27 protein-coding genes and 1 pseudogene are annotated in these 20,294 nt (G+C 59.9%); 6 read left to right on the top strand and 22 right to left on the bottom strand.

The annotated features are described in order from the left end of the window. Nucleotides 1-72 precede the first annotated feature (72 nt). The 4 genes from AC2EBU_RS09575 to AC2EBU_RS09560 all read left to right on the top strand — a co-directional run bounded on the left by AC2EBU_RS09575 (nucleotide 73) and on the right by AC2EBU_RS09560 (nucleotide 1,913). Nucleotides 73-312 carry a hypothetical protein gene (locus AC2EBU_RS09575; RefSeq protein ID WP_484610195.1) on the top strand — a complete coding sequence of 80 codons (240 nt, stop codon included), beginning with the start codon at nucleotides 73-75 and terminating at the stop codon, nucleotides 310-312. 58 nt (nucleotides 313-370) lie between these two features. Continuing rightward, nucleotides 371-961, top strand: coding sequence for a DUF3489 domain-containing protein (locus tag AC2EBU_RS09570; RefSeq protein WP_484610194.1), 591 nt, complete (start codon nucleotides 371-373; stop codon nucleotides 959-961). A 104-nt stretch (nucleotides 962-1,065) separates the two neighbouring features. Beyond that, entirely contained in the window at nucleotides 1,066-1,443 is a 378-nt protein-coding gene (locus AC2EBU_RS09565) for a hypothetical protein (protein ID WP_484610193.1), read from the top strand. A 101-nt stretch (nucleotides 1,444-1,544) separates the two neighbouring features. Next, nucleotides 1,545-1,913 (top strand): hypothetical protein, encoded by a 369-nt coding sequence (locus tag AC2EBU_RS09560; protein ID WP_484610192.1) that lies wholly within the window; start codon nucleotides 1,545-1,547, stop codon nucleotides 1,911-1,913. On the opposite strand, the gene AC2EBU_RS09555 is transcribed toward AC2EBU_RS09560, so the two are convergent. The 21 genes and pseudogenes from AC2EBU_RS09555 to AC2EBU_RS09455 all read right to left on the bottom strand — a co-directional run bounded on the left by AC2EBU_RS09555 (nucleotide 1,877) and on the right by AC2EBU_RS09455 (nucleotide 17,530). Next, nucleotides 1,877-3,148: a site-specific DNA-methyltransferase gene (locus tag AC2EBU_RS09555; RefSeq protein WP_484610191.1), complete on the bottom strand. Its 1,272-nt coding sequence runs from the start codon at nucleotides 3,146-3,148 to the stop codon at nucleotides 1,877-1,879. The two genes, AC2EBU_RS09560 and AC2EBU_RS09555, sit on opposite strands and share 37 nt — an antisense overlap. After that, complete coding sequence (locus AC2EBU_RS09550) at nucleotides 3,145-4,566, bottom strand: site-specific DNA-methyltransferase (protein WP_484610190.1); 1,422 nt, start codon at nucleotides 4,564-4,566, stop codon at nucleotides 3,145-3,147. The genes AC2EBU_RS09555 and AC2EBU_RS09550 overlap by 4 nt, the downstream gene beginning before the upstream one ends. Before the next feature lie 331 nt (nucleotides 4,567-4,897). After that, nucleotides 4,898-5,314 (bottom strand): DUF6362 family protein, encoded by a 417-nt coding sequence (locus AC2EBU_RS09545; protein ID WP_484610189.1) that lies wholly within the window; start codon nucleotides 5,312-5,314, stop codon nucleotides 4,898-4,900. Next, complete coding sequence (locus tag AC2EBU_RS09540) at nucleotides 5,307-5,516, bottom strand: hypothetical protein (RefSeq protein WP_484610188.1); 210 nt, start codon at nucleotides 5,514-5,516, stop codon at nucleotides 5,307-5,309. The genes AC2EBU_RS09545 and AC2EBU_RS09540 overlap by 8 nt, the downstream gene beginning before the upstream one ends. A gap of 1 nt (nucleotide 5,517) precedes the next feature. Continuing rightward, complete coding sequence (locus AC2EBU_RS09535) at nucleotides 5,518-5,988, bottom strand: crossover junction endodeoxyribonuclease RuvC (RefSeq protein WP_484610187.1); 471 nt, start codon at nucleotides 5,986-5,988, stop codon at nucleotides 5,518-5,520. Nucleotides 5,989-6,128: 140 nt separating this feature from the next. Next, nucleotides 6,129-8,417, bottom strand: a complete 2,289-nt coding sequence (locus AC2EBU_RS09530; RefSeq protein WP_484610186.1) for a phage/plasmid primase, P4 family — start codon at nucleotides 8,415-8,417, stop codon at nucleotides 6,129-6,131. Further along, complete coding sequence (locus AC2EBU_RS09525; protein ID WP_484610185.1) at nucleotides 8,401-8,655, bottom strand: helix-turn-helix domain-containing protein; 255 nt, start codon at nucleotides 8,653-8,655, stop codon at nucleotides 8,401-8,403. Before AC2EBU_RS09525 ends, AC2EBU_RS09530 begins: the two co-directional genes overlap by 17 nt. Further along, entirely contained in the window at nucleotides 8,652-9,389 is a 738-nt protein-coding gene (locus tag AC2EBU_RS09520; RefSeq protein WP_484610184.1) for a PD-(D/E)XK nuclease family protein, read from the bottom strand. Before AC2EBU_RS09520 ends, AC2EBU_RS09525 begins: the two co-directional genes overlap by 4 nt. Then, nucleotides 9,386-9,874, bottom strand: coding sequence for a DUF6511 domain-containing protein (locus tag AC2EBU_RS09515; RefSeq protein ID WP_484610183.1), 489 nt, complete (start codon nucleotides 9,872-9,874; stop codon nucleotides 9,386-9,388). Before AC2EBU_RS09515 ends, AC2EBU_RS09520 begins: the two co-directional genes overlap by 4 nt. Before the next feature lie 9 nt (nucleotides 9,875-9,883). Beyond that, nucleotides 9,884-10,537 (bottom strand): hypothetical protein, encoded by a 654-nt coding sequence (locus AC2EBU_RS09510; RefSeq protein ID WP_484610182.1) that lies wholly within the window; start codon nucleotides 10,535-10,537, stop codon nucleotides 9,884-9,886. A gap of 3 nt (nucleotides 10,538-10,540) precedes the next feature. After that, the gene (locus AC2EBU_RS09505; protein WP_484610181.1) at nucleotides 10,541-11,383 is read right to left on the bottom strand and encodes an ATP-binding protein; all 843 of its coding nucleotides are present in this window, start codon (nucleotides 11,381-11,383) and stop codon (nucleotides 10,541-10,543) included. After that, nucleotides 11,383-12,141, bottom strand: a complete 759-nt coding sequence (locus tag AC2EBU_RS09500; protein ID WP_484610180.1) for a BRO-N domain-containing protein — start codon at nucleotides 12,139-12,141, stop codon at nucleotides 11,383-11,385. Before AC2EBU_RS09500 ends, AC2EBU_RS09505 begins: the two co-directional genes overlap by 1 nt. 2 nt (nucleotides 12,142-12,143) lie before the next feature. Further along, nucleotides 12,144-12,623, bottom strand: coding sequence for a hypothetical protein (locus AC2EBU_RS09495; protein WP_484610179.1), 480 nt, complete (start codon nucleotides 12,621-12,623; stop codon nucleotides 12,144-12,146). 11 nt (nucleotides 12,624-12,634) lie between these two features. After that, entirely contained in the window at nucleotides 12,635-12,898 is a 264-nt protein-coding gene (locus tag AC2EBU_RS09490) for a helix-turn-helix transcriptional regulator (protein WP_484610178.1), read from the bottom strand. A gap of 394 nt (nucleotides 12,899-13,292) precedes the next feature. Beyond that, nucleotides 13,293-13,418: pseudogene (locus AC2EBU_RS09485) on the bottom strand (IS630 family transposase); the annotation flags it as partial. Between the two features lie 126 nt (nucleotides 13,419-13,544). Beyond that, nucleotides 13,545-14,024 (bottom strand): hypothetical protein, encoded by a 480-nt coding sequence (locus AC2EBU_RS09480; RefSeq protein ID WP_484610177.1) that lies wholly within the window; start codon nucleotides 14,022-14,024, stop codon nucleotides 13,545-13,547. Then, on the bottom strand, nucleotides 14,021-15,442 hold the full coding sequence (locus AC2EBU_RS09475) for a recombinase family protein (RefSeq protein ID WP_484610176.1): 1,422 nt from the start codon (nucleotides 15,440-15,442) through the stop codon (nucleotides 14,021-14,023). The genes AC2EBU_RS09480 and AC2EBU_RS09475 overlap by 4 nt, the downstream gene beginning before the upstream one ends. Continuing rightward, on the bottom strand, nucleotides 15,439-15,909 hold the full coding sequence (locus AC2EBU_RS09470) for a DUF2924 domain-containing protein (RefSeq protein ID WP_484610175.1): 471 nt from the start codon (nucleotides 15,907-15,909) through the stop codon (nucleotides 15,439-15,441). The genes AC2EBU_RS09475 and AC2EBU_RS09470 overlap by 4 nt, the downstream gene beginning before the upstream one ends. Continuing rightward, nucleotides 15,906-16,133 carry a hypothetical protein gene (locus AC2EBU_RS09465; protein WP_484610174.1) on the bottom strand — a complete coding sequence of 76 codons (228 nt, stop codon included), beginning with the start codon at nucleotides 16,131-16,133 and terminating at the stop codon, nucleotides 15,906-15,908. Before AC2EBU_RS09465 ends, AC2EBU_RS09470 begins: the two co-directional genes overlap by 4 nt. A 126-nt stretch (nucleotides 16,134-16,259) precedes the next feature. Then, complete coding sequence (locus tag AC2EBU_RS09460; RefSeq protein WP_484610173.1) at nucleotides 16,260-17,186, bottom strand: ImmA/IrrE family metallo-endopeptidase; 927 nt, start codon at nucleotides 17,184-17,186, stop codon at nucleotides 16,260-16,262. Then, nucleotides 17,183-17,530, bottom strand: a complete 348-nt coding sequence (locus AC2EBU_RS09455) for a helix-turn-helix domain-containing protein (RefSeq protein WP_484610172.1) — start codon at nucleotides 17,528-17,530, stop codon at nucleotides 17,183-17,185. Before AC2EBU_RS09455 ends, AC2EBU_RS09460 begins: the two co-directional genes overlap by 4 nt. Before the next feature lie 227 nt (nucleotides 17,531-17,757). On the opposite strand from AC2EBU_RS09455, the gene AC2EBU_RS09450 reads away from it, so the two are divergent. Beyond that, complete coding sequence (locus AC2EBU_RS09450) at nucleotides 17,758-18,993, top strand: hypothetical protein (RefSeq protein ID WP_484610171.1); 1,236 nt, start codon at nucleotides 17,758-17,760, stop codon at nucleotides 18,991-18,993. 3 nt (nucleotides 18,994-18,996) lie between these two features. Then, a complete protein-coding gene (locus tag AC2EBU_RS09445) occupies nucleotides 18,997-19,950 on the top strand; it encodes a hypothetical protein (protein ID WP_484610170.1) in 954 nt (317 codons plus the stop codon). A 78-nt stretch (nucleotides 19,951-20,028) separates the two neighbouring features. On the opposite strand, the gene AC2EBU_RS09440 is transcribed toward AC2EBU_RS09445, so the two are convergent. Beyond that, the gene (locus tag AC2EBU_RS09440) at nucleotides 20,029-20,238 is read right to left on the bottom strand and encodes a hypothetical protein (RefSeq protein ID WP_484610169.1); all 210 of its coding nucleotides are present in this window, start codon (nucleotides 20,236-20,238) and stop codon (nucleotides 20,029-20,031) included. Between the last annotated feature and the right edge of the window lie 56 nt (nucleotides 20,239-20,294).

Below are 20,294 nucleotides of genomic sequence, written 5' to 3'. Positions count from 1 at the left end.
GCAGATTTAGCTTGGCTTCCATCTGGAACAGCGCGTTCATAGAGGCGTCGCAACCAACAAGGAAACAAGCAAATGAAAACCATCAACGCCCAGGTCACAGACACCAACCACCGCGCACGCGGTGAGATGCGCATCCAGGTCGACTTCGACAAAACCGGCCCCAGCCTGGTCGAGCACGAGGGCCAGACCTACTGCTACACGCACAAGGCGGGCATCAACCGCAGGACCGGATCGGAAGTGCGCGAGATGGCCACTTTTGATGACGCGCGCCTTTGGATCACCCTGGACGGCACCCAAGTCTGGGAAGACTGAAAACCACCACCGAGCAACAAACCACCAACCCAATCACCAACCCAACCAAGGATTTCAAATGACCACAATTCAACTCACCACCACCCAGACCCAGGTTCTGCAACATGCTCTGGACCACAACAATGGCCAGATCATCTGGTTCCCCGAAAGCGTCAAGGGTGGCGCTCGCAAGAAGGTGCTCGACGGCTTGTTCAACCGCGCCCTGGTCACCACGAACGGTGGCCAACACTGGTACGTTGCAGCCGAGGGCTACGACGCTCTGGGACGCCCCCGCCCCACAGCGGCAGACGTTGCGCCTATGGCACCCCTGGTCGCAGACCAGGAGTTGGAGGCCACTGTGGCGCAATACGAGGCCACGTTGGCGCAACATGAAGGCAGCACGGCACAAGCCGAAGCGGCTACCACTCCCGCCTTGGAACCAACAACTGATCCAGTCAAAGTCCGGACCCGCGAAAACAGCAAGCAGGCACAGGTGATCGCCATGCTCAAGCGCCCGGAGGGCGCAACGGTCACACAGATCTGCGATGCCACCGGATGGCAGGCACACACCGTGCGCGGCACATTTGCCGGGGCATTCAAGAAGAAACTGGGCCTCACCATCGAGTCTGACAAGGCCCAAGGCGGCGAGCGGATTTACCGCATCGCCTGAATCAAAAAATGATCAAAAAGATGCTGCAGATCGCTTGGCTTTTGATCGAAACAGCGCGTTCATGGAGTTGTCGTGATTGACGACCAACACACAGGAAAAACACCATGAACGCCACCAACAAAACGATAACCATGACCATCACCATCGAACGCACCCCTTGCACCATGACCCGGGACGGCACCGCCATCCAGGTCGAGGAATTGAGCGTGCGTTTGCCCTTTGCCAGAAAGCCTGCCGACCTCAACGAGGTGGGCGGCTTTGGCAGCACCCGAATCTTTGTCACCGAGACGCGGGAGATGACGCCCGGCGACTTCGACATTTTTGCCAGCAATCTGATGAAGTCACGCGACTGGCTGCGCGGCAAAGGCGGTGGCACCGGGGACGGCTACTTCTGCGTGGAAGTCTGTGCACCCGGTCGCCCCTACCTTTATGTCAACCCGGAAGGTGGCGACTACGCAAGGTACGTCGCGCGCCTCGGATGACCTCAAAAAATTGATTGAAAAGAAGCCAGGAATAGCTTGGCTTCTCAGTGCAACAGCGCGTTACTACGCGTGTCGCAACACACACCATCAAGGATCCGATCATGACCACCACCAACAACATCCCCGCCACACAAAACGAAACCTGGGGCTTTTGGGGAACGATGCAAGATAAAGCACCAGCAGCATGGACGATCGCATTGCCTGCCATTGCACAAATCACTGGCTGCACTCCTGACGCAGTGCGCGCGTTTCTGGACAGCCGCCATGGACGCCACTTTGCGGACGAAGTCCAAAACCATCTGTATGTTGGCAAGAGCCTGGAGCAGGCGGTGCAGGCAACCATCCAGCAGTGGACGGGATGGAGCATCGGACGCCACGCTGCCAGGACCTATGGCATCCCTCGCGGAATGGCCTACCTCACCGGATTTGTGATTCACTGCGAAATCTGCGAAGAAGAGTTTGCTGACTGATCATCGAAGACCACCCCGTCCGACTGGCGGGTGGCTTTCTTTCCTGTCCAGTCCTGCCATCGGCGAACGATTACGTCCACGTACTTGGGATCCAACTCGATCAGTCGGGCGATCCGGCCAGTCTTCTCTGCGGCGATCAACGTCGTGCCAGAACCGCCAAACGGATCCATCACCGAGTTTCCAGGCCTGCTGGAATTGCGAATGGCACGCTCCACCAGTTCGACCGGCTTCATGGTCGGGTGCAGGTCGTTCTTGTGAGGCTTCTTGATCTGCCACACGTCGCTCTGGTCCCGGTCGCCACACCAATGGTGTTTTGCACCCTCGGGCCATCCATACAGGATAGGCTCGTACTGGCGCTGGTAATCGGAGCGCCCCATCGTGAAAGTGTTCTTGGCCCAGATGACAAACGTGGACCACTTGCCCCCGGCGGCCCGGAACGCTGACTGCAGGACATCGAGTTCGCTGGAGGACATGGCCACGTAGATGGCACCCCGGCAGTGGGTCACCGTGGGCGTAAGCGCGGCCAGCAGGAAGTCATAAAACCCATCGCCCAGGTTGTCATTGAGGATGGCGCGATCTTTACCGCGCATTTTGTCCTTGGCGCTGTTGGCATAGTTCACGTTGTAGGGCGGATCGGTGAACACCATGTCCACTTCCTCGCCTTGCAGCAACTGCGCGTAACTCTCTGCCAGAGTGGAGTCGCCGCACAACAGTCGGTGGGGACCCAGCAACCAGACATCACCGGCGCGTGAGACGGGGGTCTCCCGGACCTCCGGCACAGTATCGTCTTCAGTGTTCCCAGATTGTTCATCACCGCCGCCTGCCATCAGTTCGGCCAGCGCATCGGCATCGAAGCCTGTGAGTGACATGTCGAAGTCGTCCAGCTGCAGTGCTTCCATTTCCACGCGCAGCATGGCCTCGTCCCAGCCTGCGTTCTCAGCAATGCGGTTGTCCGCAATCACCAGCGCCCGGCGTTGTGTGGAGCTCAGGTGCTCGAGCACCACGACCGGAACCATTTCCATGTCCAGCTTCTGGGCGGCAGCCAGCCTTCCGTGGCCTGCCACGATCACACCATCGTCACCGGCCAGGATAGGGTTGGTAAAGCCAAACTCGGCAATGGACGCTGCAATCTGCGCCACCTGCTCCTCCGAGTGGGTGCGCGCATTGCGGGCGTAGGGAACCAGTCTGGCCACGGGCCATTGCTGAATCTTGTCAGCCAACCAGGAGGCTGTCATTGCACTGCCTCCACCTGCTGGTCCTGAACTGCCTTGCTGCGTTCTGCCATGACCTCTTCATAGGTCTGGCCGGTCGACACCAGCTTGACCGGAACACCCGGAAAATTCTGCTGAAAGCGCTTGATGGCCACATCCACATATTCGGGTGCGATTTCTACCGACCGGCACTGGCGGCCACTACGCTGGGCAGCCAGCATGGTGGTGCCACTCCCACCAAAGGGTTCGTAAACGATATCTCCGGTGCTGGAGTAGGCCTCCAAAATGAATTCCGGCAGCGCAACCGGGAACACTGCCGGGTGGTCGATGCCCTGACCGATCTTGCCCTTGTGGCGCATAACCCGGATCACCGAGTCGGGAATCTTGCTGTCCTGCGTGGGTTGGCCCTTATGGGCCCAACCGCCGACTTCGCCTTCCTTGCTGCGCATGGCAGTGGAAGTCCCATCCGCACGCAGGTGGGACTCTTCGCCCGCATGCTTGCAGGGCACGATCTTGTTGGGCGTGCGGCTTTGCCGGTTGAAATGGAAAACGAACTCAAAACTCGGAGCCAGCCGTCCTGACCAGTCACCCGGCAACCCCGGACCCTGATCCCAGACGTACCAGGCAAACCGCCTCCAGCCCTGGCTGCGCATCCAATCGAGCCACGTATTCCAGTACGCTATGACTTCCTTGTCACGGTGGATCAGACCCAGGTTGACCAGGACCTGTGCATCTTCTGTCATGGGCAGATGGGCGAACACGCCACGCATCAGACCGTCCCAATCAGTGATGCCACCACTGGTGTAGTCCCGCTGGTTGCCATAGGGTGGCGAGGTAAAGCACATGGCGGCTTTGTCGCCCTGCATCAGAGCAGCGACTGCTTTCGGGTCGGTAGAGTCTCCACAGATCAGTCGGTGCTGGCCCAAGGCCCAGACGTCACCAGCTTTAGAGATGGCGTCCACTGGCGGCGCAGGAACATCATCGGCTGCGTCGTCACCGTCCCCGGCATCACCGCCATCGGCATCGGGGTCGCTGGGCGCACCGAACATGTCGTCCAGTTCCACATCCTCAAACCCTGTCAGCGCCAGATCGAATCCGGCATCGGTCAGTTCTGCAAGCTCCAGTCCCAGCAACTCCTCATCCCAACCTGCGTCCAGTGCCAGGCGGTTGTCGGCGATCACGTAGGCGCGCTTCTGGTTGGATGACAGATGGGCCAGTTCAATGACCGGCACCTGGTCCAGACCGAGTTTGCGTGCAGCAGCCAGACGACCGTGACCAGCAATGACACCGTTTTCACCATCGACCAGCACCGGATTGGTCCAGCCAAACTCCACGATGCTGGCCGCAATCTTGGCAACCTGCGCGTCGCTGTGCGTGCGCGGATTGCGGGCGTAGCCAATGAGCGCGTCGACCCTGCGGTACGCGACGTTGAGCGTTTTCAAAAGAGGGATCCTCAAAATGGAAAACCCGCCGACAGCAATTGCCATGGGCGGGTTGAAATGAATCTGAATGTCCGGGAGGGTTGGGTGCAAACCTGCAAACCCTGCAAACCTGGGTTTGCACTCTGACGCTAGGCCAGTCGGGCGCTCGCTCCCCCCGCATTGCGATTTGGCCAGGGAGGACCCGTCGAATTCCTCAAGGGCGATGTGCTTTGCACTTCTTTCCTGACCATAGCTGAAACTGTACGCTCAAAACCCCCTCCATGCTGCATACGGATTGGAGTGCTTTCCTCGCTCTGCCCCGCTTGGAGCGCAAACACACCGCGCACCTCCTTCAAAACACGTTAATTCGCGCAGGACCGCTGGCCCGGTTGAGTTGGTATGCCACCAACTCCATGGCACGGTGCCAGCGACGTGAAGCCGTGTTGCGATCGCAGGCAAAGCGCCTGCCGATCTGCTGCCACTCGTAACGGTTGGCACGCATCCACACCAGATGACGCTGATCCACGTCGAGCCACTGCACCCACTGCATCACTTCGAGCATGCGGTCCACCGCCTGCGGTGCGGGAGGCCCAAGCCGGTAGAGCCGTTCGGGGTCGGGGTAACGTTCGGGTGCCTGCATGGCCAGGCTCATCCAGGGGTTGAAGTAACCCTGGGGATGCGCACGTGGCAGACGATGGGCTGTCGTGGCCGCTTCCTCGAAACGGTTGGCCACCGTGTCGGCTGTCCATGTAGAAGATGCTTCAACCATTGCGCTTGCCCCCATCACCGTACAGGCGTTCACCGAGTCGTTGCACGAACTGCCTCTCGATCCAATCCAGGCGTTCGTCGTCTTCTGCCACCACCAAGATATGGTCGGACTGCCACCCCCTGCGCTTGATGGCGTCCAGGTCGGGAGCGATGGGTTGCGCATTGCCCAGGGGGCAGCGATAGCGGTAAGGAGGGATATTCATGTCAAAGACCCTCCAATGCCATGGACTGCGCCAGGTACAACAAGGCAATCGCATCCGCCTCGTTGTCGTCTTCCGGGTTGTGACCACGACCACGCACAGATGCCACCATCTCGTCCTTGCTGGCGTTGCCTTTGCCGGTGGCGTGCTTCTTGATCGTGCCGACCGGGATGCCCTGGTACGGAATCTGGTGGTGCTCGCACCAGGCGGTCAGCTGGCCCATGAAGCCGCCATAGGCATGTGCGGCATCGACACCGATGTGGCGACGGACTTCCTCGAACACCACCTGATCGATGCCGTCATTGCACTGCTTGATGTCGGTCAGCCAGCGTTTGAACCGAAGGAAGCGCATGCCACCGCCTTCGAAGCGTTGTGGTTTGAAGGGTTGGCTGCCACTGGTGATACTGCCGTCACGGCTGGCTAGTGCCCAGCCTGTTGTAGTACCCAGATCAAGGGCGAGGATGGTCGTATTCATGTTGTCAATCCTTGTTTTGAGGTCGGTCTGACGGATCGGACAGGTATTGACGTAACTCTCTACACGTGCGCGTGACGCGCGGGATATAGGGGTTTCGACAAGTTCTGTCCGATCCGTCAGACGCACGGTTTTCATGGGGTTCAGTTGTCCGAGTACGGGGTGTAGGCGGGTGTAGGCGGTGCCTTGAGACCAATGCCCTGAAAGCCACGCAGGCCCATGCCGTTGCGCCACTTTTCCAGTCCGCGGGTGAGCAACAGGTCGGCAAAGCGCTTCTGCGAGCCCACGAACTCCCCAGCGGCTTCTGCCCACTGCTTCCAGTCTGTGAAGAGTTCGGCGGTCAGTGACTTGGCCGTGCCCACGCGCACGCAACGCTCGTCGAGCCAGCGCCCCAATGCGTCCTCGGCCTCGAAGTATTCGTCTGTTGCGTCCACGACTTGCTGTGGCGGATCCAGTCGCCCCAGGCGCTGCCAGGCCAAGCAGCCCTCAAGCGCCCAGGCCAGAATGCCGTCGCGCTCGGCCAACAGCTTTTGCTGCAGGTGCTTGTCGCGTTTCTCGGGGGGCACGGTGATCGTGAACGGGATCAGATGCAGACGCCGCTTCATGGCCTCGTCGATATTGCGGATCGCCGGTTTGTGGTTGCCCGCCACGAAGAGCTTGAACTGCGGAAAGAACTCAAAGAAGTCCTGGCGCATGAAGCGCGCGGCAATCTTGTCACCGCCGGTCAGACTTTTGACCTTGGACTCGGCCCAACGCCGACCCTGCTCAGTCTCAATCGCCGCCACAAAGCGGGCCCCCCGCAGGCCCGCCATGTCGGTGGGGTGCCGGTCGGTGCGCGTTTCCATGAACGTGTCCATGGGTGCGTTGGTCGCGTAGTCCCCCAGGATGTCGGCCAGGGTGTTGACGAAGACCGACTTGCCGTTGGCGCCGGTGCCGTAGAGGAAGAACAACGCGTGCTCACGGGTGGATCCGGTCAGGGCGTAGCCCACCATGCGCTGCAAGTAGTCCTGCAAGTTCTGATCACCACCGGTGACATCCTGTAAAAACGTCCGCCACTGGGGACACTCTCCACGCGGCGTGGCCGTGGTGATCTTGGTGATGCGATCGCCCCGCTCATGCGGGCGCACGCGACCGCTGCGCAGGTCCGCAACCCCACCCTGCGTATTGAGCAGCCAGGGATCGGCATCCCATTCCTCGGTAGTAGCCGCATGGCGGCGATCAGCACGGGCCAGTCGCTCCACACCGCCCACGGTGCTGGACGCCGCCAACTTGGAGGCGATGCGAGGGTTGCGGGTGTTAAGCGAAGCGTGGCGACAGACATGACGGATCAAGTCGGTGGCAGCGAGCGTGTCTTCCGAGCGCCAGCGCTGCCCATCCCAGACCAGCCACTTGCCCCATCCGGCCACGTAACGCCAGTCCTTGTGGTACTTACGGGTGAAGGACAGCGCCAGCGCATCCTCGGTGCCCCAGACCGCCTCTTCAGGCCCGACTGCTTGAGCCAAGGTGTCCGGGTCGTCATCGACCAAATGCATCTGCATGCGCGGGCCGTGGGCAATGAAGCCGGTCACCTCAAATCCCTCAATGCGTGCATCGGCCGCATCCCAGCCCTCCGGTGCGTCTTCGGGCGGATAGAGGATGTGGCAGGTGCGCGCCCCGGCCATCAAGATGGCCTGTGCCGCACGGTCGGCGTATTCCCAGCCGGGCTTGTCCTTGTCCGGCCAGATCAGCACGACCTTGGCTGCCAGTGGCGACCAGTCGGTTTTTTCGATAGGGGCGTTGGCGCCGTGCATGGCCGTGGTCGCGCAGATGCCCGCATTGATCAAGGACTGGGCGGACTTCTCTCCCTCGACCAGGACCACGGTGTCGACGGCGGCCATACCCGGTTGGTTGTACAGTGGCCGAGGATCGGGTGGAGCCATCTTGCGTCTCTTGGCATCCCAGGGCCGGAACTCCTTCTTGCCACCGGGTGGGTCGTAGCGGTACACCACGGCCAGGAGATGACCATCGGCATCAAGATAGTCCCATTTGGCCGTGGCCGGGCCCAGGTCGTCGATCGGAGCGTCCTTCCTCGACTTGCGTGATGCAGGCACCGTGCGTCCCAGTAGGTCGGTGCAACGCACCAACACTGCCGCGAAATCGTCATGCACGTCGATCCCGTAATGGCCGCCGATCAAGTTGAAGATGTCCCCGCCGGTGTTCTCAGCCCGGTCGGTCCACAGTCCCGCTTTGTCACCGTCGAGGACGATCTCCAGGCTGTCGCCCGGACTGCCCAGAATGTCGCCGATCAGGAACTTCCCCCGGCGCTTTTTGCCTGCGGGAAGCATGGCTTGCAAGATGCCTTCCAATCGGCCCAGCAGGTCAGCTCGCACGCTCTCGCGTGTGGAACTAGCGGCTGGAGTCGGATCCGGGGGAATCTCATTGAAGTCCAGCATGGGTTGCACCTCCTTGCTGTTCAACCCAGTCAATCAGTTCCAGCACTTTGAAGCGCACCAACCTGCCCACCCGGTAATGCGGCACCCGCAGACGATCACGCTCCTTGGGGTGGGTGAGCAAGTACACCGGGAGATTGAGGCAATGCGCCGCCGTGCGCGCGTCGACCAGGCGTTCACCCAATACGTCATTCACGGTTGGGGGATTCAGGGGTAAGTTATTCAAAGACGAGGTTTTCATAGAGGACTCCTCCAGCACCGGTCCTGCCAAGGGCACATCCGGCACTCGAAATGGGTGGATTCATGGAACGCACGGGGCAGCAGCTCCCCGGCATCGGTGGCGCCGATCAGCTTGATGGCGCGATCAGACATGCGCTGCGCCAGCGCCGCATCAAAGGGCACCAACTCGGTGTAGATCTCCATGGTGTCGGCGTTGACCGCCGTGAAGACGGCCGGGTGCTCGTGCAATTCCAGGTAGGCTTGGTAGAGCACCACCTGGGCGTGGTAGATCGGCTTGGCCACGGCCAGCCTGTTCTTTTGCAAATCGCGCCAGGACTTGGAACCCAAGCACTTGTTTTCCCAAAGAGCGGGGTACTGGAAGCCCTCGGGACCGGCAACGATCACGCCGTCGATGTGGCCACGCAGGCGACCATCCACTGCGGCAAACCCGAACTGATCCCCATCGAGCTTGCGGGTGCGCAGGTCGAAGCCCGCATCCCGCAGCCAGGTGACCATGCAGTCCTCCGTCAGGTGACCGCGCTCAAAGATGCGCAGGATGCGTCCCGAGGTGTCCCGACCGGAATCTACCGGTGCCTTGGCAAATTCATACTGGAGTGCGCGCTCACATGCGGCCCCCAGCCGGGAAGCACCCAGATACTCTCGTGGCGTCTGCGCCGCGCGGTTGCGCTGCATACCCACATCTACCAGCGCCTCAAGTTGACCCGACACGCTCGTCGAGGAGTTGAAGTCGATCATGGCAGGGCCCCCTTGGGCTCTTCCCATGGCAGGTCATCCTCCATATCCGCAAAGGGATTGGCCAGGGGATCGGCGGCGACAGGCACACCGCGCACAGGTGGAAATTTGGTCGTCTCGTGGTGCGCCCGCATGGCATCCGTGTAGCAGGTGACTATGGATTCGATCACCCGCAAGGCCTCGCCTTCCGAGTAATCGCCCAGCGGTTTTGTGAATCCAATCTCGCCCGCTGCCTCGCCGAAGGCCTTGAGGCACTTTTTCATGGCAGCCACTTCGATATCAGACGGATCGATCATGGGCACCTCCTGCACGTCGGTGCGTCCGTCGCGCACTTTCAGCCAGTTGCCGTACATGGCGTGAAACACACCCTGACAGCGCAGCGAACAAAACACCCAATCGATGGGATAGCGCCGGGGATGGCCCACACCGTGACGGGTGTCGGTGTGGCCGTAGCCCCGGGCCTGACGATGGCAGACCCAGCATTTCATCGTCCCCCCTTACTGAGCCCATGCAGGTTTGCCAGGGACGGAAGGACGGGGTGCCTGCGCTTGGGTTGGCGCGTAGGCTGGCGCGTGTGCAGATTGCACGGGCGGCGTGGCCGCATAACCGGCACTGTGAGCACCACCGCTGCCCATGCCAGATGCGGAGCCAGAGCCCCCTTTGGCATATTCCGGCTGATCCGGCTCGACCGCCATCTTGATGACGTTGCGCAAATCACCGCGCCCGTCCTTCTCCACATCAATGCGCGCAACAAACTCCAGGCCATCAAGTTCCTGAAACCCCGCGATACGCCGTGCGGATGCGGCCTGCGGTGAGTTGTCCTGGGGACGGATGTTGCGTGCACTGTTGAGGGCTGCACGCACGAAGCTGCGTCCCATGTTCCCCCAGGCATCACCCTTGGCGCTGTACAAACCCACGTTGGACCACAGCTTGCGGCGGGCGAACTCGCCCTCGAGGACCACGAATTCACAGGCCAGGAAGATGCTGCCCGTATCGAAACTCTGCGTGGCATAGCCGCCGGTCCAACCCTGGCTCGAATCGTCATAGCCTCCGGGCTTGAGGGTCATGCGCACCTTGGCTACTGTGCCTTTGGGGATGAGGTCGAAGGATTGCTGTTGTTCAGCGTCGTTGAAATCGTTCCATGCGGACATGAATTACTCCTGGGTGTTTGGGGATGTTTGAATGGATGAGTGAATGGGCTGGGTGGCAGCCGCGCACTTGGCGATCAGTGCCTGCAGGTCAGGTGGTTCGAGCAGATCCAACTGACCGGAGCGGTCTTTGGCGGGATAGCCATAGGGGTTGACCGTGTGGGCGACGAAGGCGCGATAGGAGGCGCCGTCCTCGGACTTGATCTCTGCGAGCGTGACCACTTCGTCAACGATGCCGGGCAGTTCCGCAGAGGTCTTGGCCCCTTCGATCTGCGGCACGAACACCTTGCGGTTGAAGTCATCCAAGCGTTCATCGAGGATGGCCACGAACACCACATGCTTGCCACGGGCGTGCTGCAAGTGCATGAGCGCAGTGAGCATTTCGGTGCCCAGCAGACCATAGGCACCACGGGTGTCGGGTTTGCCCGTGCGCTCGGACAGGGCCTGCGGTTGGGTTTTGGCCCAGATCAGCGCCAAGCGGGCCAGCACTGTGATGCTGTCAACGAAGTAGGTGTCGTACTTGGCCAGCTGGGCTGGATCACCGTAGCGCTCGCACACATGGGCAAAGTGCGCCTGCGAGTACGGTGCATCGGCTGGCAGGGCCGGATTGGGGCCAGCCAGGAACACCACCAGATCCCGGAACTCGGGCCAGGTGGCAGGACGCACGCAGTCGCCCCGCCAGTCCTTGACGGCCAGGTCGCCCGCTTCCAGATCCACGAACAAGGTGGTTGTCTCGGGCAATGTCTTGAGCTGGGTGGTCTTACCAATCCCACTCTTGCCCAGGAGCACGAGCTTGACGCCCTTTTTTTCGCGCAGGCGCTGGTCTGCGGTAATGATGGGTAACGGCATTACGCGGCCTCCCTCAGTTGGGTTGCCACCTCGGGGTTCCAGAGGATCTGATAGCCGCTGTGGCCATTGCGCGAGTACGGCATGGCCTCGGCCCAGGACTCGCCTGCCTCGGTCAGTTCCCACTCATCACGGTCATTGCGCAACTGCAGTCCCAGTGCAGCCAGACGCAAATTGGTGGTCTTCGCCGACAAGCCCACCAGCTTGCCCAGCTGGGTTGCGTTCAGGGAGCAGATAGGTTCATTGGCAGCGGGTAGCGTCCGGCGCAATGTTTCGACGGTGAGACCCGTGTTTTCCTGGATGCAGGTGAGGGTGGCTGCCATGGCAATGCCCGCCTTCACACCCGGGACCTTGGCCACCGCGTCACCGATCAGCAGGATGGCAGTGACACAGTCCTGGGTCGGTGCGGGCAAGCTTGCGAGTGAACCGGGGGTGGCGTAACTGCCGGTCTTGCGGATGGAGGGCAGCACTTCATGGGTGACCCAGCGTTTGAAGCGTTTTGCCTCGGGCTTGCGGCTGCCAAGCACCAGACTGTAGAGCCCGGATTCACTCACCACGCTCATTTCCTGGACACCACCAGGGGTCGGAATTGAATTCCGGTCCTTTTCATCGTCGTCCAGACGGGCGATGGCCTTGTGGGTCTCGGGCAGTTGCAAGATGGCACAGACATCTGCAGCCACGAACCACGGTTCGCCCTGGGCGTCAGTGATGACACGGACTGCGCGGCCCTCGAAGTCAAAGGGAACAATGTGTTGATTCATGGTCAGACCTCCAGATCGCGAGAAAGGGTGATGGCGGGCTTGCCCGCCTCGACGGTGCGGGCATCGGAAAACTGCTGTTGCAGTGCCGGTGGCCAGTTCGTATAGCGGGACTCGGACACGGAAAACTTCACGTCCAGGTAGCTCTCGATCGCTTCGCCAGATGCAGCGATACGCTCGGCAATGGCCTTGAGCTTTTTCTGATCCCAGGAGACCTTCTTGGGAAGCTCGTACTTGACATGCAGACCATCTGTCTTGATGTGTGATGTGCCAAAGTCCCGCCCGGTGTCATGCAAGGCAGCACGGCCTTGGTCACCAAAGCGCTGATCCATGGCGGAATCCACTTTGGTGCGGGCGCTCTTGAGCCAGGCAATGGCCTGGTCCAGGTTGGTGTCGACCTCATGCAGATGCTGCGCGGGCAGCTTGGCCAATTGCCCCACGGACATTTCCGCGATGTCGGCTGGAAAGATGGATATATCGTTCATGTCCATCCTCCTTAAGCCATGGCACGTTCAGAGGTCGAGTCGTGCAGCGCGCAGTACTCGAAGTCGAGAATGGCTTCGAGCGGATAGCTGACCCTTTTGGAGAGCTTGAGGTAGCGAGGACCACGGCCCTCGGTGCGCCAGCGTTGCAGCGTCTTGGGGCTCACGCCCCAGCGCTGAGCCAGCTCGTTTTCGTTGAGGACACGGCGGTCGCCGGGTGCCATAGTGGTGATCGCCGCAAGGGACGATCGGGGTTGGAGGCTTGTCGTAGCGGCCATGAGGCTCTCCTTTGAGGCTGTTGAGGAACAGGTGTCATTGGAGAATTCGGGTGGCGAACTTACGAGGGGCCGATTGGCGAACTGGGTAGGAACTTCCAGTTCGCCAATGAGGCCCAGAATGCGAACCGGCGAGCACTGGGATCGCCGTCTGGAGGGCTGAATCGGTGTGGCGACAACGGTGTGACCTACCGATCAGTTTCAGTTGAAAGTCTCAGCCCGATTCGATGCAGATTGTTCGACGATCTGCCAGTTGGGCAGGGATGCAGTGATTGCAGGAAGCCGTTATTCGCAGTCGAAAGTGTGGCTTCGGCCAGGAGCGGTCAGATGTTCAAATGAAAAGCAGTCGCTAGACGACACTGCCTAGTGAATCATGTTGCTCCGGCCCCATGAAGTCTCAACCAGCAGCATATTTGACCCTGGGGCCTTGAAAGAAGCTCGTCACCCGCTCGGGTGACGTCTCCAGTATGGCCATGTAGTCATTGGCCGCATCGCGCAGCTTGGCTTTGGTTCTGACGGGAACGGCATTGCGCCGCGAGACGTATGCTCTCGTGCACGGCTCGCGACGCCATGCCGTTGCGTGTACGACCTGTTATGGGCCGAAGCTGTCGCCCGCCTCATCTAGTTAGCTTCACAACCCCTCTACCTTTCAATTCGAAAACCCCAACTGCCTACGTTGTTCCTCCCAATCCCGAGGCAACAACTCATGGCGTCCACGCAAGCTCTGCAGATTGAGGTGTTTGGGCTGGTGCCCCTCCAGAATGGCTTCGATGATCTCCGGCGCCAGCGTCGTCAGGCGCAATACCTCGGCCACCCAGCCGGGCTCCAGTTTCAGCGCACGCGCCAGATCGGACGCGTTGGCATACTGGTTTTCATCGATCTGGCGCTGCCAGTGGAAGGCCTTGCCCAGGGTTCGGATCATGGGCAAATCCAAGCCGCCAAAACCGGAGGCATTGCGTTCACCAGCTGGCGGGGTGAGCACCTTGCGGTTTTGCTTGCGCCGAATCGTCAGCGGCACCATGGTCACCCGCTGATGGCCTGTGAGGTAGTTGCGCGTATCGCCGCCCACCTCGACACGCACGTTGCGTAAACGCGGGTTGTCTACAGCCAAGCCTTTTGGTCTGTTCATACTGCCATCTCCTGCTCCGGGGTGCGCGATTCCTCGACCAGGGGATGCGAGGTGATGTCGGCATCAAACCCCAGCCAGCCGTCTTCCCGCCACAGAATGTCCAGGCCGGACTCATGCAACTGGACTCGTTCAATCAGCAACTGCGTGATGCGCTGCTGCTCGATCGGAAACAATTGTTCCCACACTGCACCGATGCGCTGCATGGCAATCACAACCTGTGCTTCCTGGAGACCGGCACCATCGGGATGCTTTTGGCAGGACCGCCATGCGGCGATCAACAATTCTGGCGCGCGCAGTGCGTTGTGAACCTGCGCCAGCACCGCACCCTCGATTTCCGCCGCTGGAAGTGACCCGATATCGAGGGCCCCGGGCTCTGCGGTCGCGCCCGCATTACGGCGCTTGTGCAGGTAGGGCACGTAGTATCGATACAAACGGCCATTGCGCTTTTTAGTGAAGGTGTGGAGCATGCGCTGACCATCCGGCGCAAACAGCAGTCCGCCTAAGAGCGCCGGATGATCGGTGCGCCGGTCACGTGGCCCCTGCTTGCGTCGCTCAACAAAGGCATGTACAGCGTTCCACACAGTCTCGCTGACGATGGCATGGTGCTGGCCAGGAAAGCTGTGGCCCTTGTGCACCATCTCACCCAGGTAGATGCGGTTGCGCAGCATGGCAAAAATGAACTGCTGATCAATCGGTCGCCCGGGCCGATGCAGACCACCCTGCGTGGTCCAGGATTTGGTGGTGTGGCCTTCAATGGCCAATTCCCTGACCAGGCGCGCAGCCGACCCATGTTCGGCATACCTCCGAAAAATGTCTTGCACCAATGCTGCCTCAGGCGCATTGACCACCAGCTTGCGCTCGACGACGTCGTAGCCCAGCGGAGGCATGCCGCCCATCCACATGCCTTTGGCCTTGCTGGCAGAAATCTTGTCACGGATCCGCTCTCCTGTGACTTCCCGCTCGAACTGCGCAAACGACAGCAGAATATTGAGCGTGAGGCGTCCCATCGATGTGGTGGTATTGAACTGCTGGGTGACGGAAACAAAACTCACGCCATTGCGATCGAACACTTCCACCAACTTGGCGAAGTCGGCCAGACTGCGCGTGAGGCGGTCAATTTTGTAGACCACAACGATGTCGACACGCTTGGCCTCGATATCGGCCATCAGACGTTTGAGGCCCGGGCGTTCCAGATTCCCTCCGGAAAATCCGCCGTCGTCATACCCGTCACCGACAGCCACCCAGCCCTCATGGCGTTGACTTGCTACATAGGACAACCCGGCATCGCGTTGCGCTTCCAGGCTGTTGTACTCCTGGTCCAGGCCTTCATCCGTAGACTTGCGGGTGTAGACCGCACAGCGCTTTTTGACGACAACGGAGGTGGAGTGTTGGCCCATATTCATGCGTGCGGGTTTCATGTGGACTCCTTGTTGGAGCCAGTCTTGAGACCAAAGAACAGAGGGCCCGACCAGTTACTGCCCGTGATCACGCGGGCGATGGCGGTCAGGCTGGTGAAGCGTTGGCCCCGGAACTCGAAATCGCGCACACCGCGCACGAGAACATGGTGGTCGATATCGTCATAGGTCCGGGTCAGGACCGTTCCCGGCAGGAGTCGGTCGGACTCTTTTTGCATCAGCTTGGGCAGGATGCCGGTCTTGCCGATGTCTTCCAGTTTGCGGCGAGTGGAGGGTTTCAATCCACCCAAGGCCATCTCCTGGAGCTTGTACGCCAGTCGGGTTTCCAGCCAGGTGCGGTGATGGTGATTGGGGCGCTCCTGGAAATGTTCATCCCACATGGCCCACAGGTTGTCCATGGGCAAGTGCGGAAGCTGAGCGACCCTGGCTGCCAGTGATGATTTATCAGGCGGTGCTGCGTGTGCTGTCATGTGCCAACTCCTTCTTCTTGATAGGGGTTCGCATTGACGCGCTGGTGGGCAGTAAAGCCAAGTCCAAACGCCACTGTTTCGCGAGATTCTTTTTGGTTTGTGGTGACCTTCTGCGCCACGCGCAGGCGCAGAATGCCTGCGGCCAGGATGTCGGCGATTTCTTGGTGAGGGTGCCTGGGGTTAGCGCCACCGGTGTGCGGCGCGTAGGGTTCGATGATTTGCATTGTGAGCGTTCCTGTGGAAAACGCTGCTCATGCTAGGGATGAAGGGCACTTCGCGTAACGTGATTTAGGGGAAATCAGCGCGGTTGCGGTAGTTGCGCATGTTTGCCACGTCGATAGACAGGGGCGCTACCGTACCGGCAACTGCCCGCTTGACTCAAACCGATCAAAACTGTCCGACGTTCTCCCATCCTGCCACGTGCTGTCCCATGCGCGAGGCTCCGCCCCCTCCAGGATCAAGAGAGTCATCACACGATCGCGCGCAGCATAGGAATGCTTGAATTCCGTAAGCCGCATGTGCGGTGCTTCTTCCATGCACCACAGGGATGCAGGAAGAACAGTGCCATCCCAGTCTTGGTCAACATCGCTGTCAGCGGCCAGGGTACCTCGCAACGGCTCCGCAGGATCCGACAGTCGCCGGATGCGGGCGCGCGTTTTCACCGCACTGGTGCTTCGCCACTCGTACTTGAGAAAGCCGTTGTCCCAATGAATCAAGATCGCGCGCAATGGCGTGTATTTGATGAACCGGATGCACAACGCCTCGAATGACACGCCAAAGGTTTGAGCCACCTCACTCAAGAGGTGGAGATTGATATTTCTGTCTGCCAGCAAGTCCCGCAGGATGTCGCCCGGCATCAGCAAGTTGCTGGCGAAATCATCGGCCTCACGCTCCAAATTGGCCGATGCGTCCAGTCCCAGGTGCACAGACTCCTTGTCACATTTGAACGTGAGTTTCTTGGATCGGTGGAGGACGAAATGCCCCAACTCATGCGCGATGGTGAAACGCCGCCGCTCCTTGCTGGCATCGGGGTGATAAAAAATGCCCCACTCCGCCGGATCATCCGGGTTTCGGACCAGCATGCCTTCGCAGCCCTGAATGGGCAACGGCATGGGATCCTTGATCACGCGCACCTCTTTGCCCAAAGGACTACCGGCCAGACCTGCACGAACTTGGTCGAGGTCAATCGTCGTGATCAACTGACCATGCGCGGCCCGCAGCCATTTGTGGATGGTGCTGGCAGCGGTAAAGCCGTTGAGGGAATTCTGCGTACTCACTTGGCGTCGGACTGGTCTTTACGCTTGCTGAACATTAAGTCCAGCATTTGCCGGTAGACCTGTTTGTCATGATCGTCCATGCCCGCGTAGTTGCGGAAGAATGCGACATCCTCAGGTGTGGCCGAGGTGGCGTCATCCACGGGCTCCCCCATCAGATCTTCCATCGTCAACCCGAGGGTTTTGGCAATGGCATGGATCCGCTCAGCCGAAGGACGTTGACCATCCTTCATTTCCAGCTCCCATATGTAGGCTTTTGTGCATCCGACGCTGTCAGCGACTTGCTGCAGCGTCAGCCCCTTTGCCTCGCGATAACGCCTCAGGCGCGCTCCGAATGCAGAAGCCATGGCAGATCTCCTGTCTTGGGATTGAAATTGACGGTCTTTGAGTATAGCAACGAGAAACAAAGCTTACTCTCTAGTTCCACTTTGATTGACAAGCGGAAATCCGAGGTTCACAATTCCGCTGTATCTCGCTGCTTTACCCGCAAGGGATATCTGTTTAGTCATATCGACGGCCAGCATCAGTTCCCAGGGGGGAGCGCAGACCATCGGCAAACGCAAGGACCAAAAATATGAAGAAGACTTGGATTGAATTGCTGCATGAACTTCCAGTGGACGCAGCACTGCGCGAATTCCTGAACCACCAAGGGCTGCACATGCCCGATGACTTTGCCTGGACTGACGATTCCTCGTCGACCCAGGCGATCATTGATGCAGTCATGGACCATCCGGACACGGCCGTCCGCGATCAAGTAGCCGCCAAACTGCGTGCAGGCGTCGTGCTGGGGGACGCCGCTGGCAAACAGGCCATGTTCCAGGTCGCCAAGGACAATGCCGCCGCCGTTGCGGGGCTGGCCACCGGCCAGAGTGATCTGCATCGCTCATTTTGGCTGTACGTCAAACATCCGGATCTCTTTGACCGCGCCGGTGATGTGGACCATTTCGACCGCCAAAGTTCGCAAGCGCAACAGCACGACCTGGGCGTCAAGCGGGTTCCTGACACATCTGCTCCTGCCCTTGCCGCGCTGCGGGCCGACGTTGCAGCGTTCTACCAGCGGGAGATGCAGTGTGGTGACCGCAGCAAGGCCTATGTGGTCGAGCGCAGCCCGAATGTGTTTCTGCTGAGCGTCCACGTCAAGGACCTGGCCATGGTGCAGCTGGAATTCCAGGGTGATGATCTCAAGCGCCGGGTCGGCAATCCCAACATCCATTCGGTCCTCGAATACTCCGCCACGACAGGCGTAACGCGCTCCTTGGTTAAGGGTGGGATCAAGTACCATGAAATGCTGCTCAAGGCCTTCGCCGAACGCCTGCTGCATGTACGTGTGGAAGCTCACCATTTGAAGCCCCCGACACTGGACTTGTCCGCGCTGCGTATGGGCTTTGATGTTCCACAAGCACAGTCCGATGGTTTCATGGCCTTGCAAGTGAAGTCCCTGACCCTGCTCAGCCCGGACAACCAACTCAAAGTGGACTGCACCGCCATGGCGTCCAGTGAACATCGCTGTGTCACCGAACTCTTGGCAGAAAAGCTCCCTGGCCCCTTGGCAGAGAACTGGATGGTGACCTCGGCGCATGTGAACCTGTATTACCCACCCGAACCCGGTAAGGTTCGGTCCAAGGTGGTCACGATCGAGGTGACCCGCAAGGGGCGCCTGAATCTGCACAAATTCGATGAGGGCCTTCAGGCCCAGTTGGAGGGTTACCTGGTCTCGCTGGGCATTCTCCAAAAGGGGCAGACACTCAATGCCCAGGAAATGCCTCCGACCGAAGATTCGACAGCACGCCAACCTGAGTACCAGGATTGATGCATGTCGGCGCATGATGCATGGTCATTGGTATGTCGTCTGTTCGCGGGTGGCACGCCGGTGTACCGTGGCGCGCTCTCGGCGGCTGAAACCCAGGCGTGCGCCACGCTGGGGGCGGCAATCAAGCCCACGGTACTGAATCGAACCCATGTGCTGTGCCCCTACTGCCAATTGCATAACGGCCAAATCCATGGGGATGGCCACGGTGGGCAGATTTGTCAGTGCCCAGAGTGTGGCCCCGTGCAGTTGTCAGCAGGGGACCGTGCAGCCATCATATTGGATGAAAACTGGCTGCGGTCCAAGTTGCGGGGAGCCCTGGAAATCGAAAGTCGAGATGGAATCACTGACCTGGGCGACGGTGTCTGGCGACTGGGTGCCGCGCGAAGGGAGCCCGTGGTGCTGTCGCGCAGCCTGGGCCGTTTATGGGCCGAACCGGCCGTTTTTGACCGGGTCCGCACACCAGGTGCCACCATTCGGGTTATCGCGCCCAAGGCGCCACAAATGCGCGGGGTGCCATTTGCCACCGGTATTGAATGGCTGCCGCTGGAAGACCGGTTCATGCTTTACGGCGGCGTGATTTCCTGCATCCAGTCTGGTGCACATCCGGAGCAGATGGTTGTGTCAGATCCCTGGGTGCCGGCTCATGGACCGTTCTCGACGGACTTCAAGTGGGTCACCTTGGAAGATTGGCCGCATGGGCCGATCCGATGCTCGGACGGTCAGGCTGCTGTGTTTGGCGCGCTATGGTCGTTCAAGGGAGTTCCAGTGAACGCCGAGCGGGTCATGTTGAAGGCAGGGCAAGAAAGCCAAAAGCCCATTGATCTGTTCAAGTTAAAGTCAGCAAACAAGGGAAAACCCGAGTACGAGGGACCGCTGCATGCTTACCGCACGCTCGTGCAATCAACTATGCGTCCTGGTGAGTACTGGATGCCATGTGCAGAGAATCCGAGTAACTGATGAAGCAGCTATTGTTCGCCATCCTTGATCAGCCAGAATGTACGCCAAAGGAGACTCAATCGTTCTTGTGCGGCAAGACTACTTGAAGTGTTGAACTCGACTGGTGATCCGTTCAAGCAGTTTGGCATCCTTCGACTCTTCTTCGCGGGCGCGGCGTGAAAGGAGATGCGAGGTGAAGCAAACGATGGAAGCAGACACCTGAACACTAGGCGACGCAAGTGCCTGTTCGCTCGGCTTTTGCTCGCCTTCGAAGTTCAACTCCAACTGCTCATCGGATGCGCGGGTCATGTAAGGCTCCGGGACTTTTTCAGATAGTGAAGAATCAACGAACGAGCTTTCGCTCC

The organism is Curvibacter sp. T50 (assembly GCF_057219955.1).
Note: the sequence above shows the minus strand (reverse complement) of the source record. Positions and strands in the feature narration are given on the sequence as shown.

Coding starts and splice junctions, on each gene's coding strand:
- AC2EBU_RS09575 (WP_484610195.1), top strand. CDS start 73: ATGAAAACCATCAACGCCCAGGTCACAGACACCAACCACCGCGCACGC.
- AC2EBU_RS09570 (WP_484610194.1), top strand. CDS start 371: ATGACCACAATTCAACTCACCACCACCCAGACCCAGGTTCTGCAACAT.
- AC2EBU_RS09565 (WP_484610193.1), top strand. CDS start 1,066: ATGAACGCCACCAACAAAACGATAACCATGACCATCACCATCGAACGC.
- AC2EBU_RS09560 (WP_484610192.1), top strand. CDS start 1,545: ATGACCACCACCAACAACATCCCCGCCACACAAAACGAAACCTGGGGC.
- AC2EBU_RS09555 (WP_484610191.1), bottom strand. CDS start 3,148: ATGACAGCCTCCTGGTTGGCTGACAAGATTCAGCAATGGCCCGTGGCC.
- AC2EBU_RS09545 (WP_484610189.1), bottom strand. CDS start 5,314: ATGGTTGAAGCATCTTCTACATGGACAGCCGACACGGTGGCCAACCGT.
- AC2EBU_RS09540 (WP_484610188.1), bottom strand. CDS start 5,516: ATGAATATCCCTCCTTACCGCTATCGCTGCCCCCTGGGCAATGCGCAA.
- AC2EBU_RS09535 (WP_484610187.1), bottom strand. CDS start 5,988: ATGAATACGACCATCCTCGCCCTTGATCTGGGTACTACAACAGGCTGG.
- AC2EBU_RS09530 (WP_484610186.1), bottom strand. CDS start 8,417: ATGCTGGACTTCAATGAGATTCCCCCGGATCCGACTCCAGCCGCTAGT.
- AC2EBU_RS09525 (WP_484610185.1), bottom strand. CDS start 8,655: ATGAAAACCTCGTCTTTGAATAACTTACCCCTGAATCCCCCAACCGTG.
- AC2EBU_RS09520 (WP_484610184.1), bottom strand. CDS start 9,389: ATGATCGACTTCAACTCCTCGACGAGCGTGTCGGGTCAACTTGAGGCG.
- AC2EBU_RS09515 (WP_484610183.1), bottom strand. CDS start 9,874: ATGAAATGCTGGGTCTGCCATCGTCAGGCCCGGGGCTACGGCCACACC.
- AC2EBU_RS09510 (WP_484610182.1), bottom strand. CDS start 10,537: ATGTCCGCATGGAACGATTTCAACGACGCTGAACAACAGCAATCCTTC.
- AC2EBU_RS09505 (WP_484610181.1), bottom strand. CDS start 11,383: ATGCCGTTACCCATCATTACCGCAGACCAGCGCCTGCGCGAAAAAAAG.
- AC2EBU_RS09500 (WP_484610180.1), bottom strand. CDS start 12,141: ATGAATCAACACATTGTTCCCTTTGACTTCGAGGGCCGCGCAGTCCGT.
- AC2EBU_RS09495 (WP_484610179.1), bottom strand. CDS start 12,623: ATGAACGATATATCCATCTTTCCAGCCGACATCGCGGAAATGTCCGTG.
- AC2EBU_RS09490 (WP_484610178.1), bottom strand. CDS start 12,898: ATGGCCGCTACGACAAGCCTCCAACCCCGATCGTCCCTTGCGGCGATC.
- AC2EBU_RS09480 (WP_484610177.1), bottom strand. CDS start 14,024: ATGAACAGACCAAAAGGCTTGGCTGTAGACAACCCGCGTTTACGCAAC.
- AC2EBU_RS09475 (WP_484610176.1), bottom strand. CDS start 15,442: ATGAAACCCGCACGCATGAATATGGGCCAACACTCCACCTCCGTTGTC.
- AC2EBU_RS09470 (WP_484610175.1), bottom strand. CDS start 15,909: ATGACAGCACACGCAGCACCGCCTGATAAATCATCACTGGCAGCCAGG.
- AC2EBU_RS09465 (WP_484610174.1), bottom strand. CDS start 16,133: ATGCAAATCATCGAACCCTACGCGCCGCACACCGGTGGCGCTAACCCC.
- AC2EBU_RS09455 (WP_484610172.1), bottom strand. CDS start 17,530: ATGGCTTCTGCATTCGGAGCGCGCCTGAGGCGTTATCGCGAGGCAAAG.
- AC2EBU_RS09450 (WP_484610171.1), top strand. CDS start 17,758: ATGAAGAAGACTTGGATTGAATTGCTGCATGAACTTCCAGTGGACGCA.
- AC2EBU_RS09445 (WP_484610170.1), top strand. CDS start 18,997: ATGTCGGCGCATGATGCATGGTCATTGGTATGTCGTCTGTTCGCGGGT.
- AC2EBU_RS09440 (WP_484610169.1), bottom strand. CDS start 20,238: ATGACCCGCGCATCCGATGAGCAGTTGGAGTTGAACTTCGAAGGCGAG.